The organism is Streptomyces sp. NPDC051582 (assembly GCF_040681715.1).
Lineage (GTDB): Bacteria > Actinomycetota > Actinomycetes > Streptomycetales > Streptomycetaceae > Streptomyces.
This window is the reverse complement of the sequence record NZ_JBFAZJ010000035.1, coordinates 12,568-25,444: the sequence shown is the minus strand read 5'-3', so window position 1 is coordinate 25,444 and position 12,877 is coordinate 12,568. Positions and strand designations below refer to the sequence as shown.

The following is a 12,877-nucleotide window of genomic DNA, read 5'->3' as shown; positions in this document are numbered from 1 at the left end:
CCCGGCGGCGGCTACTCCCCGGTCGCCCCGTCGATCGCCTCGCGCAGCAGATCGGCGTGCCCGTTGTGCCGGGCGTACTCCTCGATCATGTGGGCCAGGACGTAGTGCAGCGAGTACTTCTCGTCGCCGTACCGCCCCGTCACGTCGAGCGACTCGGCGGCGTCCACGATCGCCCGGGACCGTGCGCACGTGGCCTCCCAGATCCTGAACGCCTCCGCCGGGTCGGCGTCCTCGACGTGGAACTCCGTCCACTCCCCGCCGGCGTTCTTCGGGAAGTAGCCGCGAACGTCCTCGTCGTTCAGGACGTTGCGGAACCACCCCCGCTCCACCTCCGCCAGGTGGCGCACGAGCCCGATGAGACTCAGCCCGGACGGCACGACCGCCTTGCACCGCAGCTGCTCGTCGGTCAGCCCCGCACACTTCATCATCAAGGTGTCCCGCTGCCGCTGGAGAACGCTGGTCAAGGTGGCACGCTCATCGCCCACCAGCACGGGCCGGGTCCGCTGCTCATCGATCATCACCCGATGATCACAGCCGCCCGCCTCCCCCCGCCGCCCATTCCACATCCCGGACCGTTGACGGCGTTAACGCCGTTAACGCCGTTAACGCCCCCCGGCCCGTCCAACGGCAGACCACGGCGCCGTCGACGGGAACCGACCCAGTGGATCATTAACGGCGTTAACGCCCGGCGACCCGGAGGGCCGGGACCGTTAACGGCGTTAACGCCCGGCGCCCCCAGAGGCGGGAACCGTTAACGGCGTTAACGCCGTTAACGCCGAAGACCGACCGGAGCGGCCGCACCGTCCCCGGCCCCCTCCCGTTCCCGCCCCCACAGGGCCCGCACGACGGGGCCCGTCACCGCCGTCGTCACCAAAGCCATCAGCACCAGCGCCGTGAACAGCTCCGGCCCGATCACCCCGAGCCCGAGCCCCACGTTCAGCACCACCAGCTCCGTCACCCCCCGACAGTTCATCAGCGCCCCCAGCGTCACCGCGTCCCGTACCGGCTGCCCCGCCAGCAGCGCGGCCCCCGCCCCGCCGCCCCACTTCCCGGCGACCGCGACCACCAGCACCGCCACCGCCCACAGCCATGCGGAGCCGCCGCCGAGCAGCCCCACGTCCGTCCTCAGTCCGCTCCCGACGAAGAACAGCGGCAGCAGCACCGGTACCGCGAAGGCCCGCAACCGCTCCGCCGCCGCCTCGACCACCGCCGTCCTCGGCACCACCGCCCCGAACACGAACGCCCCGAACAGCGCGTGCACCCCGATCGCGTTGGTCGCGTACGCCGACAGGCAGAGCCCGCTGCACAGACCGACCACCATCCCGGCACCGGGCTCCCCCGGGGGAGCCCACCGCTTCACACCCCACACCAGCAAGGGCCGCACCCCCCACCACATCCCCGCCAGGAACACCCCGGCCAGGACCCCCGTACCGGCGATCCCCCACCCGGCCCCTCCCACGGCCCCGTCCGCGCTCCCCCGCGGCTGAGCCAGGGCCACCACCAACGCCAGCAGGCACCAGGCCACCACGTCCGCCACCGCCGCGCACGCCATCGCCAGCGCCCCCACCGGCGTTCCGTACAGCCCCTGGTCCTTCAGGATCCGCGCCAGCACGGGGAAGGCGGTCACGCTCATCGCCACGGCGACGAACAGCACGAACTCGGTGCGCCCGACCCCTTCCGGTGCCAGGGTCCCGTACATCGCCGGCGCCAGCAGGCTCCCGAGTCCCAGCGGGATCCACACACTCGCCTGACTCACCACCACCACGGCCCTCCCCCGCCCCCGCAGCAGCCGAGGGTCAAGCTCCAGGCCGACCAGGAACATGAAGACCAACAGCCCCAGGTTCCCCAGCACCCCCAGGTACGGGAGGACCTCGCCCGGCAGCAACCACCGGCTCCCCGCAGGCCAGATCCACCCGAGCAACGAGGGCCCGAGCAGGATCCCCACCAGGATCTCCCCGACCACGGCCGTCTGCCCGAGCCTGCGCATCAGCGCGGCGGCCACGCCGCACGCGAGGACGACCACGGGCACGGCCACCAGCACGGCTTCGAGCGGATCACGTGACGCTCCCACCACCACAGGCTTCCGCCGAAGCCCCCGCCGCGGCAACGAACCGCCCCACACTTCCAGGGGTCCGACCGTTAACGGCGTTAACGCCGTTAACGCCGTCGGCTCCCACGAACCGTCAGTCGCGTCCCACTTAAAAGTACTTGTCGACTGGTTTTCTTTGGCATCGCCCGACTAGATTGAACCTTGTACGAGTCCTGGTCGCAGCAGTCGCCCCGGGGCCCGCACACCGCCGAGGGCAACCAGCAAGCGGCGAGCGCCAACACAGCAGGAGATCCCCACATGGCAAGGGCCCGGCAGGAACGAGCCGAGATCACCCGGCAAGCGATCCTCGACGGCGCAGCCATCGCCTTCGACCGCTTCGGCTTCGGCGCCGCCAGCCTCAGCGACGTGGTCAAGCACGCCGGGGTCACCAAGGGCGCGCTCTACTTCCACTTCCAGTCCAAGGAAGCCCTCGCCCGCACCCTGATGGACGAGCAGTTCCAGGTCTCCGAAGGCGTCCCCGCCATCGAGGAGCCCGGCCTCCAGACGGTCATCGACCTGACGCACCAGATGGCCCACGGACTGCGCTCCAACGTCCGCATCCGGGCCGCCATCCGGCTCGTCATCGAGTTCGGCTCGTTCACCAACCCCGACCCCACCCCGTACAACGCCTGGATCGACACCGCCTTCGGCTGTCTGAAGCCGGCCCAGGACCGCGGCGACGTCCTTCCGTCGCTGGACCTGTACGACCTCTCGACGCTCCTCGTCGGCTCGTTCACCGGGATCCAGGTCACCTCACACGTCCGCACCGGTCGGGGCGACCTGCACACGCGGGTCGTCGACCTGTGGAACTTCATCCTCCCGGGCATCGTCCCCGCCGACCGCCTCCCCCACTTCGACCCGGCCGGCTCGCCCGCGTGCCGGGCCGAAATCGCGCTGACCACCATCCCGGACCCGGACTCCGTGGCGGTACCGGTCGGCTGACGGCGTATACAGGGCGGCCTCACACACGCCGTGGTGAACCACGGGGGTGCTCGCTACGGCGTGTGCGAGGCCGCCCTGTGGCGTTCCCGGAGCCCATCGCGCCATCTCTGGCGCCATTTCGTTAGCAAAACCCAAGCGTGGCGCGCACATCGGCCCACGAACGTTAGTAAAGTCCCTCTCATGACTTCGCCCTCGTCTCAGAGCGACCGAGAGAAGGTCGTCTCCAAGCTCCCCCCGTGGCTCCGCCAGGAGTTGAAAATCCGCACCGCCCAACTGCGGGTCGACATCCAGGACGCCGTCCACCAGGGGATCTCCCACTGGAGCGCCCTCGCCTCCGCCCCCTCCCCCGTCGACACCTCGGGCGCCGAATCGTTCTCCACCTGGCTGCCCGCCGGACAGTGGGAGTCCTTCCGCGCCGGCTCCAAGGACCGCGGCGTCTCCCTCATCCAGGGGCTCGCCCAGGCCGTCCGCCTCTGGCTGGAGATGAACCCGGCGCCCACGGTCAAGCGGCCCTCCGTCGTACGCCGCATCGTCGTGTGCAACCAGAAGGGCGGCGTAGGCAAGACCGCCATCACCGCCGGCACCGCCGAGGCCCTCGCCGAGGACCCGGACAGCCTCCACCCGGTCCGCATCGCCCGCCAGCTGGCCCGCGCCGCATCCGAGGAGGGCGCCGCCGGCGGGGAGCAGCAGCACCCCGAGCCGTCCTCCCCCCTGGACCTCGAAGACCTGCCGGGCCTCGGCATGCGCGTCCTGCTCATCGACTTCGACCCCCAGGGCCACCTCACCAAGCAGCTCGGCCAGCAGCCGCTGCCCATCGGCGGCGACAGCCTCACCTGTCACATGGCCGGCGAGGCCAAGGGCCCGCTCGCCGACCTGATCGTCCCCGTCCCGGACCAGCGCTTCGGCAACCGCCTCCACCTCCTGCCCGCCTGCACGGACGCCTTCCTCCTCGACGTCCGCCTCTCCACCGTCCGCGCCCGCGAGGCCGCCCTCGAACGGGCGCTGTCCCCCGTCGAGTCCGAGTACGACGTCATCCTCATCGACTGCCCGCCCAGCCTCGGCCTCAGCATGGACGCCGCCATCTACTACGGGCGCCGCCGCGACACCGAGCAGCCGGGCGCCTCCGGCGCGCTGATCGTCGTACAGGCGGAGGACTCGTCGGCCGACGCGTACGACCTCCTCACCTCCCAGATCAACGACCTGCGCGACGACCTCAGCCTCGACATCGACTACCTCGGTCTCGTCGTCAACCTCTACGACGGCCGCCGCGGCTACATCGCGACCTCGTCGCTCCAGGCCTGGATGGACATAAAGGATCCGCGCGTCGTCGCCGTCGTACCCGACCTCAAGGAACAGCGCGAGGCGGTCCGCGTGAAGCAGCCCCTGTTCGTCTACTCGCCCAAGGGCGACCAGGCCATCGCGCTGCGCGCCCTCGCCAGGGAGATCTCATGAGCAAGGCCGACAAACTCGGAGTCTCCGCTTCCTTCGCACGGGCCCAGCCCGTGGGCGTCAGCCCCCGCCGCGCGGCGATCGCCGAGGCCACCGGGGCCCCCACCTCGGGCATGGCCGCGCCGTCCGAGGTCCCCATCGAGGCGCTCGCCCACAACCCGTTCAACCTCCGCGAGGACCTCACCGAGCTCGACGAGCTGGCCCAGTCCCTCATCTCACGCGGCCAGCTCCAGCCCCTCGCGGTCGCCACCCGCATGGCCTTCATGGAGGCCCACCCCGGCCAGACCGACGGCCTGGGCCGGGCCCCGTACGTGGTCATCGACGGCAACCGCCGCCTGGCCGCGGCCCAGCTGGCCGGCCTCAAGACCATGCACATCCACGTGAACGACGCCCTCTCCGCCTCCGCGGCGGACATCCTGGAGTCGGCCCTGATCGCGAACGTCCACCGCGTGGACGTCGCCCCCATGGACCAGGCCCGCGCGCTCCAGGAGCTCGTCGACGTCCACGGCTCCCAGGCCCAGGTCGCGAAGCGGCTGGGCAAGACGGCGGCCTGGGTTTCGCAGCGCCTGACCCTCCTGAACCTCACCCCGGCCCTCCAGGAGATGGTCGACACGGGAGAGCTCAAGGTGGAGCCGGCCCGCCGGATCGGGCGGCTGCCCCAGGAGCAGCAGGAGGAGGCGGCCGAGGACACCTTGCAATCCCCCAACCCGCCGCGCCAGCGCACGCACACTCCCCCGCCGACCGTTAACGCCGTTAACGCTCCGGCCCCGACCCCGGCCCCGGCCCGTCCGACCGTTAACGCCGTTAACGCCGTTAACGGCGTTAACGCTCCCGCACCCGCGGCCGCCCCCCGGATCACGATCGCGACGGACTCCCCGGAAACGATCGCGGACGCCCTGACGGCCCACCTCACCCCGGACGACCTCAAGGCCGTCACGGAACTCCTGATGCAGCGCCTCTGAGCGGGCATCCGATGCAGCACCCCACGCCGGGGGCGTTAACGGCGTTAACGCCGTTAATACCGTCAACGCCCCCACGTGCGCTTCATGTGCGTTCAACGGTGCGGTTCACCTAGGCTGCACCCGGAGGTAAGCACCAATGCCCGACGAACAAGAGAGCCTCTTCGCAGCGGTCGACGCCCTGCTGGAAGAAGCCTCCCAGGACCCGCTCCCGCACCCGGACGAGCGCAAGCGCCTGCGCGAAGCCGCGGGTCTCAGCCAGGACCAGATCGCCAAGGCCCTCTCCGTCCGTCGCGAAACGATCACGTCCTGGGAGACCGGCCGTACGGCCCCCCGCGCCCCGAAACGCGCCGCCTACGCCCGCCTCCTGGAAGGCCTCTCCACCCTCCACCCCCGCAACGCCCCGGCTCCGCCAGACCCGACCGTTAACGCCGTTAACGCCCCCACCGCCGCCGAGCCGACCGTTAACGCCGTTAACGCCCCCACGCCGAACCAGCCCACCGCGACATCGCCCGAACCTCCGGCCCTGACGGCCCCGCCGACCGTTAACGCCGTTAACGCTCCGGCCCCGCCCGAGCCGACCGTTAACGCCGTTAACCCTCCGCCCTCGGACCAGGCGGCCGCGGAACCGCCCGCCACACCGGCCCCGACGGCCCTGCCGACCGTTAACGCCGTTAACGCCGTCAACGCCCCGGCCCCCACCCGGCCGCGCCCCACCAAGGCCACGCCCCCGCAGGGCCCCGCCCCCCACCCCACCCCCCTGGAAGGCAACGGCCCCCTCGTCGTCCTGGACGGCACCGACAAGGCCCACGCCGCCCACGGCCTCCTCCTCCCCCTCCCCCCCAAGGCCCGCACCGACCTCCCCACCCTCATCGCCTGGGCCCTCGGCCCCGAAGCCGATCTCCGCTCCCCCCGCCTCCACCGCAACGGCAAGGACGGCGACCCCCTCCTCGTCCTCACCCCCGCCGCCGCCGAGGCCCTCGGCCTCCCCCCCGCCCTCGAAGACCGCCGCACCCTCCGCCTCCCCGAGAACCACCCCACCCTCAAGCTCCTCGCCAAGGCCAAGTGGCAGCTCACCCGCCGCGGCTTCGGCCCCTGGCCCCGCATCTACCGCCCGGCCTCCCCCACCACCGGCCGCCAGTGCGTCCAGCTCGCGGTCCTCCCCTGGGGCGCCCTCGACGCCCGCGCCTGGGGCGAACACACCGCCGAGCTCCCCGCCCCGGAACTCGCCGCGCTCCTCACCACGTACGCCAACCGCGTCCTCACCCCCCGCGGCTCCACCGCCGTCTCCGGCCTCGAACTCATGACGGCCCTGCGCCCGCCCACCCGCGCCGCCCGCAATCCCGAGACCAACGTCTGGGAGTCCGCCCCCGTCCCCGGCTCCCTCACCCGCCCCGTCGACCCGGCTCCCCCGGAGGCCCCCGACGAGCACCCGGTCGTCGCCGCCCTCTACCCCCGCTCCCACCAGCGCACCCCGGACCAGGTCCTCGACGAAGAGGCGTACGACTGGATCCGCGACCCCCAGCTCCTCACCGACGCCGAGTGCGCCCGCACCCACGCCGTCGGCATCGACGTGAACATGGCCTTCGCCGCGGCCGCCAACCGCCTCCCCGTCGGCATCGGGCCCGCCGTACACACCCCCGCCCCCCGCTTCGACCCGAAGCTCCCCGGCTGCTGGCTCGCGGACCTCTCCTCCCTCGAACTGGACCCGCGCCTGCCCAGCCCCTTCACCCCGGGCGGCCACCGGCCCACCGGGCCGGCCTGGTACGCGACCCCGACCCTCGCCTACGCCCAGGAGCTCGGCCACCCCGTACACCCCACCGAAGCCTGGCTCCGCCCGGACCACGGCCCGTACCTCGACGCCTGGTACACCCGCCTGCGCGACGCGTACGTGGCCACCATGGCGGACCTCGGCGTCACCTCCGGGCTCCCCGAGCCCGAGTTCCTGGCTGCGATGGCCGAGCTCCAGGAGCATCCCGACCCCGTCCTGAAGCCGGTCCTCTCCGCCATCAAGTCCACCGTCAAGGGCGGCATCGGCAAGCTCCGCGAACGCCCCCAGGGCGCCGCGTACCGCCCGGGCGAAGCCTGGCCGGCCCTCGAACGCCCCACCTGGCGCCCCGACATCCGGGCCGCCGTGATCTCCACGGCCCGCGTCAACATGCACCGCAAGATGCTCAAGCTCGCCGCCGCGGGCCTGCACCCCATCGCCGTCCTCTCCGACTGCGCGGTGTACCTGTCCGACGGCCCCGGCCCCCTCGACTTCCTCCCCCGCACCCCGGAGGGCAAGCCGCTCCCCGGCGGCTTCCGCCTCGGCGTCAGCCCGGGCATGGTCAAGCACGAGGGCACCCAGTCCCTCCTGTGGGCCGTCGAGATGCTCGACCAGGGACTCAACCCCGCCCGCCACATCAAGGGCCACGATGCCGCGGCCGACGGAGAGTAGCCGGACATGCCCGAGATCGACGACAGCCTCACCCGCGCCGACGAACAGCACTTCACCCGCCCCCTCCCCAGGTCGGCCGGTGCCCGCATGCGCTTCCTCGTCAAGCAGCTCAAGTCCACGCGCGAGGCGGCCCGCCTGCTCGGCGTCTCCCAGCGCACGATCGAGCGCTACGTCAAGGACCAGCTCAGGCAGCCCAAGCCGGCCCTGGCCGCCCGACTGGAGTCCGAGGTACGCCGCCGCTGGCAGCCCCTGGTGCGCAAGCGCGCCCGTACGAAGGCCGCGCAGACGACGGGCCTGGTCATCGAGACCCGCGCCCGCTTCGGCTTCACCGCCGCCCCCGGCACCACCGACGACGGCCGCATGCGCCGCATCACCCAGCACCTGCCGCCGGAGTACGCGGGCCGCCTCTTCGCCGCCCAGGAGGCCGGCGCCGGCGAGGCACAGCTGCGCGCCATCGCCGCGGAAGGCCTCCAGGAGATCTACTTCAAGGACAACGGCGCCCGCGCCGGCGGCCTGCTGGTGGAGTTCACCGACATCGACTACGTCGACTTCGCCTTCTGAGGGCCGCCGCGACCGCCTCGACCGCCGAGGCCGGGGGACGCCCGAAGGGCCTGAAGGGACTGAAGGGACTGAGATCCGCTGGCCGATCCGGAAGGCCACGAGCTCTGCTTCCCCGCCCGTCCCGGCCCCGATCAGAGGCCTGAACAAGGACCGAACAGGGACCGGAGGGACTCAAGGGACTGAAAAACGGAATCAGAAAACAGAAACGGAAACGAGCAGTCCGGAAACCCGGAGCCCGAACGAAGCCCGAGCCCGAAGCCCGCAGCCGGGAATCCGGACGTCAGGCGACCGTCGGCGCCGACAGCCCCCGCTGCGAACGCTCGGTCTTCCTGCCCACCTGCCGCGGCCCGATCGTCCGCGGGTCGACGGCCTCGCCCGGCGCGCCCTCCCGGTACAGACCGTGCGGCTCGGCATCCCGGTCGTGCGGCAGCAGGTAGAAGACGCGCCGCTTCTGCAGACCGCTGTCCGGGTCCGCCTCGGCGGTGTCGCCGAGTTCGGTGAAGCCGATCATGCGCCCGTCGCGGTGGTAGCGCGGCTTGCCCCGGCGGCGGGGCGTTTTGTCCAGGGCCTGGCGCACGTAGTCGAGCTCTTCGGGGTCCTCCAGCCACACCACTTTGTCCTCGTGGGCGAGATCGCTTGATGTCAGTAGCGAGCTCATGGCCTGGGTCCCTCCTCGATCACATGGGCCCGGTGGGGCCCCTGGTCCCTCCACGCCGCGGGCGGCGGCGCCGATGCCGGTATACGACACGGCCCTGCTGGCCGCTGCCGGGTGGTGGATCTGTTCATCGTCCTTGTCCATCGTAGGCGTGCCCACCCCGGGGCGACATCACCCATCGTCCGATCACGTCGTGGTTGCCCTGTTCGCCTCGCGCGGAGTCTGCTCCTCATCGGCCAGGAGAGCCAGTCCGGGGTAGAACTTCTGCCCGTTCGAACGGAGCATCTCGTTCGGCGAGGCGACGCCGACCTCGGCGCGGATGCGTGTCGCGAACGCGCGCGTGGTCGCGGGCCGCAGCCCCTCGCCGTCGAGGCACCAGGCACTGTACGCCCGGTACAGGGCTCCCTGCTCGACCTTGAGGTCGCGGGGATCGGGCAGGTCGGCGCCACCCGTGGTGCAGCACTCGGCGAGGAACCGCCCGATGTGGTCCTCGGTCGTCGCGTACGCCTGCGTGGCGCTGCGCACGACGCTCGGCCCGGTCAGCGCCGGCTTGGAGGCCAGGTAGGCCTTGGCCCCCTGGATCATCCAGTGGAGGATGCCTGCGCCCTCCTCCTGTACGAGCGTCTCCGCCAGGTTGTCGATCTTCCGGTGGTCGGGGACGACCTTCTCGAACGGGATGAGCCGGATCCGGCGCCAGAACGCATGTCCGCCGGTGCCCACCTCGGGACGGTGGTTGCCGAGCAGCCAGAGCTTGTGGGTCGGCTCGAAGCTGAAGAAGTCCTGCCGCATCCGCCGGGCCTTGAGCCGGTCACCACCGGTCAGCAGTTTGACGCGGGCCTCGTCGAACTTGTCGTGCGGCTTGAGCTCGCTGCAGACGAACAGGCGCCGCCCGTGCAGCTCGGTGAGTTCGGTGGAGTGCTCGTTGAACTTGCCGCGCTCCATCAGGAAACCGGGCGGCGCCACGTCCGCGTAGTCCCCGAGGATCTTGATGACCACGTCCAGGAGGGCGGACTTGCCGTTCGCGCCGACGCCGTAGAGGAAGGGCAGGACCTGCCCGCCGACGTCGCCGGTGATGGAGTACCCGAGCAGGAGATGAAGAAAGTTGATCATCTCCTGCCCCTTCTCGTCGTCCCCGAAGGTCTCGTCGAGGAAGCGGTGGAACCGGGGCGTCGGCATCGCCTCGGGCGCCAGGTGGGTCGCCCGCGAGTGCAGGTCCCGCGTGGGATCCGGCTTGTGCAGGTCACCCGTACGAAGGTCCACGACGCCCGCCGGAGTGCACAGCGCGTACTTGTCGCCGTCCAAGGTGTCCGGGTCCAGGGCGAGTTCGGGGGAGGCCTTCGCCTGGGTGAGCATCGCCTTGACGCCCGAGGTGGACATCGAGCGCTTGCGGTGCTGGGCCAGCTCCCGGTCGGTGAAGATCCCGCGCGGGTCGTGGACGGGCAGTTCCTCCGCCATGTCGCCCGCGGCCCAGATGGCGGCCTTCTCGCCACCCGTGCGCTTCCAGCGGTACTCGTCCCAGACGTACCAGCCGAGCCCCTCCACGTGCCGGAACCGGTCGTGGTGGAGGTGCGCGAACAGCTTGGCGTTGCCGCGGTCGCTGAGGTTGTGCAGCAGGCCGGTCTGAACGAAGTCGGCGGCGCCCCCGCCCCCGGGGACCGGACCCGCGTTCTGCTGGGCGGGCAGCCGGCGCTTGCCGCGCGCCGCCGCGGCGGCGAACACGGCGGAAGCCGTGGCCGCGGGCTGCGCCGGGGCCCCCGCGACAGGGTCGGCGGACACGTCCGGCCCCACCGCCGTCTCGGCGCCGAACGCGGCGAGCTGTTCCGCCGCCGCCTGGGCGTTGAACCCCGTGCTCTTGGCGCTGCTCATGTGCGTTCCTTGGGGTGGATCGGCCGATCGCTTCCGGCGCGCAGCCCTGAGTCGACGATGAGGACGTTGCGGCGCGACTGGTGGGGCCGCGCCCGGTCCGCCGCTTCGAGCAGGAGCGAACGCCCCTGGGCCGCGTCGAGGTGACCGCCCGCGACGAGGCCGCCCGCGGTGAACGCCGCGCGGTTGAGCTTCTCGCTGAAGGCCGTTCCGGACGGGCTCGCCCCACAGGAGCCGACTTCCTCCAGAAGGCCGCTCAGCAGCCGCCTCCCGGCCTCCCGGGGTTTCCCCGGCAGGGGAAGCCCCGCCCGGGTTCCGCCGACGCCTGAAGGGCCTGCGGAGGGCGCGGTGAAGACGGGGGAGACGTGGGAGTCCCCGTGCCCCGTGCGGACGAGTTCGGCGGTCAGCCACAACGGCAGGGGCGCCGGCTGCCGGGCCCCCGGCAGCGCCTGGTAGACACCGGCCGCCGTCCGGGTCGTCGGCGCCACGATGTAGCCCCCCTCGGCCCGTACGTCGACCTGCCAGGCGAGCGCCACCCGGGAGCTCGACCCGCTGGAACACCGCAGCCGAGGACCGCCCTTGGGCGCCCGGTACCAGATGTGCATCCCGCCCGAGGGCGTACGGACCCTCAGCGTCGAGGCGTCCTCGCACGGGTCGGGCCGGGACCGGTGGGCGGCCAGGAGCGCCAAGGTGTCGAATCCGCTCTGCAGTCCGGTCAGGTCGACGCGGTCGTCGATGGGGATGCCCGGCAGCAGCCGTTGCCGGTCGGGCAGCTCGCCGGCATGGGCGTCCACGTCGATGACGACGAGTCCGGCGGCCCCACAGGCCACGCCGATGCCGAACTCGGGCTCCCTGCGCCACCATTCGCGCAGGGTGTCCAGGTCGGTGGTGGCCGCGTGGAACCCGTGGCACCAACGGCCCTGCGCATGACAGGGACAGGCCTCGGGGGAGTGGCGACGGTCCGTGCACTCGCGGCAGTTCGCGGCGGGCGTCTTGGCCCCCGGCGCCAGGGGGTGCACCGGATAGCCCCGTGAGGCCAGCCAGGCCGCCACGTCCAGGGCCGTCCCTCCGGTCGCGCCGGGGCGCGGGTTCTCGGATTGGACCAGCACTGGCTCTTCCTTGACGCGGTGTCGGGGGCGGCTATTCGTGTCCCCGGGCCCGGTCCCTGACGTACAGGCTGGCTGACCTGCGCCTCAGGGACCAGAGGGACTGAAGATTCACTATCGCGGAGATTACCGCAGGGACCACCGGGCCTCGGGTCGCAGGCATCGCCATATCGAGAATTCAGTCCCTTCAGTCCCTCAGTCCCTGAAGTTCTACCCTGGTTCGTCCGGAAAAGTTCCGTCTTCGAATCCGCTGCCGCCCCGGGCGTGTCGCGGCGCTACCCCGCGCCCCGCCTCATGCCTCCAGCCGCCCTCCAGCGCGACACGAGGACGGCATGCCGACGGAGGTCCCCCCGGAACAGGTACTGAACCACCTCGACCCCCGTTCAGTCCCTCCCTTTTCAGTCCCTCCGCAAACATGCAGGTCAGAGCCCTCCGCCTGACCGAACAGGGACTGAAGGGACTCAGAATCACTACTTCCGCTCTTTACGTGCGTGTGTGTATACGCGCAGGCATATAAGAAGCCTGGTAGTTCATATCCGGCTCATAACTGGAAAGTTGGGTCCCTTCAGTCCCTGGACCACCGGCGGCACCCCGCTGACCTGCAGGTTCATGTAGTGACTGAAGGGACAGGGACCGAAGCCGATCCACCGGCGTTCAGTACCTGTCGGGGGAGGGAGTACCGAGGGAGGGGGCAGGGCCCGCACACCCCAGGTTCCGGGAGGGGCCGGACCCGCCACCTCGACCACGCCGGAAAACCCCGCGTTTGCGCCCCAACCGGCCGAAGGCGGCTGCCGCGCACCGGCAAGCCCGCCC

General features: G+C 71.6%; 10 protein-coding genes. 5 read left to right on the top strand and 5 right to left on the bottom strand.

Translation table 11 applies throughout. The features are described 5' to 3' along the window. Window positions 1-11: 11 nt before the first annotated feature. The gene (locus AB0M92_RS32975; protein ID WP_366106019.1) at window positions 12-518 is read right to left on the bottom strand and encodes a DinB family protein; all 507 of its coding nucleotides are present in this window, start codon (window positions 516-518) and stop codon (window positions 12-14) included. 251 nt (window positions 519-769) lie between these two features. Further along, window positions 770-2,071, bottom strand: coding sequence for a cation:proton antiporter (locus AB0M92_RS32970; RefSeq protein WP_366106018.1), 1,302 nt, complete (start codon window positions 2,069-2,071; stop codon window positions 770-772). A gap of 276 nt (window positions 2,072-2,347) precedes the next feature. On the opposite strand from AB0M92_RS32970, the gene AB0M92_RS32965 reads away from it, so the two are divergent. The 5 genes from AB0M92_RS32965 to AB0M92_RS32945 all read left to right on the top strand — a co-directional run bounded on the left by AB0M92_RS32965 (window position 2,348) and on the right by AB0M92_RS32945 (window position 8,440). Further along, entirely contained in the window at window positions 2,348-3,031 is a 684-nt protein-coding gene (locus tag AB0M92_RS32965; RefSeq protein WP_366106017.1) for a ScbR family autoregulator-binding transcription factor, read from the top strand. A 180-nt stretch (window positions 3,032-3,211) separates the two neighbouring features. Continuing rightward, window positions 3,212-4,483 (top strand): ParA family protein, encoded by a 1,272-nt coding sequence (locus AB0M92_RS32960; protein WP_366106016.1) that lies wholly within the window; start codon window positions 3,212-3,214, stop codon window positions 4,481-4,483. After that, window positions 4,480-5,442, top strand: coding sequence for a ParB/RepB/Spo0J family partition protein (locus tag AB0M92_RS32955; protein ID WP_366106015.1), 963 nt, complete (start codon window positions 4,480-4,482; stop codon window positions 5,440-5,442). Before AB0M92_RS32960 ends, AB0M92_RS32955 begins: the two co-directional genes overlap by 4 nt. Before the next feature lie 136 nt (window positions 5,443-5,578). Further along, complete coding sequence (locus AB0M92_RS32950; RefSeq protein WP_366106014.1) at window positions 5,579-7,879, top strand: helix-turn-helix domain-containing protein; 2,301 nt, start codon at window positions 5,579-5,581, stop codon at window positions 7,877-7,879. Between the two features lie 6 nt (window positions 7,880-7,885). Next, on the top strand, window positions 7,886-8,440 hold the full coding sequence (locus AB0M92_RS32945; RefSeq protein WP_366106013.1) for an XRE family transcriptional regulator: 555 nt from the start codon (window positions 7,886-7,888) through the stop codon (window positions 8,438-8,440). Window positions 8,441-8,720: 280 nt separating this feature from the next. Here the strand turns inward: AB0M92_RS32945 and AB0M92_RS32940 are convergent, their stop codons facing one another. From AB0M92_RS32940 to AB0M92_RS32930, 3 genes are all read right to left on the bottom strand, one after another. Next, window positions 8,721-9,098 (bottom strand): DUF6009 family protein, encoded by a 378-nt coding sequence (locus tag AB0M92_RS32940; protein ID WP_030872546.1) that lies wholly within the window; start codon window positions 9,096-9,098, stop codon window positions 8,721-8,723. A 183-nt stretch (window positions 9,099-9,281) separates the two neighbouring features. Next, window positions 9,282-10,961, bottom strand: a complete 1,680-nt coding sequence (locus AB0M92_RS32935; RefSeq protein ID WP_366106012.1) for a phage/plasmid primase, P4 family — start codon at window positions 10,959-10,961, stop codon at window positions 9,282-9,284. Beyond that, the gene (locus AB0M92_RS32930) at window positions 10,958-12,067 is read right to left on the bottom strand and encodes a bifunctional DNA primase/polymerase (protein ID WP_366106011.1); all 1,110 of its coding nucleotides are present in this window, start codon (window positions 12,065-12,067) and stop codon (window positions 10,958-10,960) included. The genes AB0M92_RS32935 and AB0M92_RS32930 overlap by 4 nt, the downstream gene beginning before the upstream one ends. Between the last annotated feature and the right edge of the window lie 810 nt (window positions 12,068-12,877).

Bases quoted from the DNA above. Each gene is read 5' to 3' on its own strand.
- AB0M92_RS32960 (WP_366106016.1), top strand. From the start codon at position 3,212: ATGACTTCGCCCTCGTCTCAGAGCGACCGAGAGAAGGTCGTCTCCAAG.
- AB0M92_RS32965 (WP_366106017.1), top strand. From the start codon at position 2,348: ATGGCAAGGGCCCGGCAGGAACGAGCCGAGATCACCCGGCAAGCGATC.
- AB0M92_RS32940 (WP_030872546.1), bottom strand. From the start codon at position 9,098: ATGAGCTCGCTACTGACATCAAGCGATCTCGCCCACGAGGACAAAGTG.
- AB0M92_RS32945 (WP_366106013.1), top strand. From the start codon at position 7,886: ATGCCCGAGATCGACGACAGCCTCACCCGCGCCGACGAACAGCACTTC.
- AB0M92_RS32955 (WP_366106015.1), top strand. From the start codon at position 4,480: ATGAGCAAGGCCGACAAACTCGGAGTCTCCGCTTCCTTCGCACGGGCC.
- AB0M92_RS32950 (WP_366106014.1), top strand. From the start codon at position 5,579: ATGCCCGACGAACAAGAGAGCCTCTTCGCAGCGGTCGACGCCCTGCTG.
- AB0M92_RS32975 (WP_366106019.1), bottom strand. From the start codon at position 518: ATGATCGATGAGCAGCGGACCCGGCCCGTGCTGGTGGGCGATGAGCGT.
- AB0M92_RS32935 (WP_366106012.1), bottom strand. From the start codon at position 10,961: ATGAGCAGCGCCAAGAGCACGGGGTTCAACGCCCAGGCGGCGGCGGAA.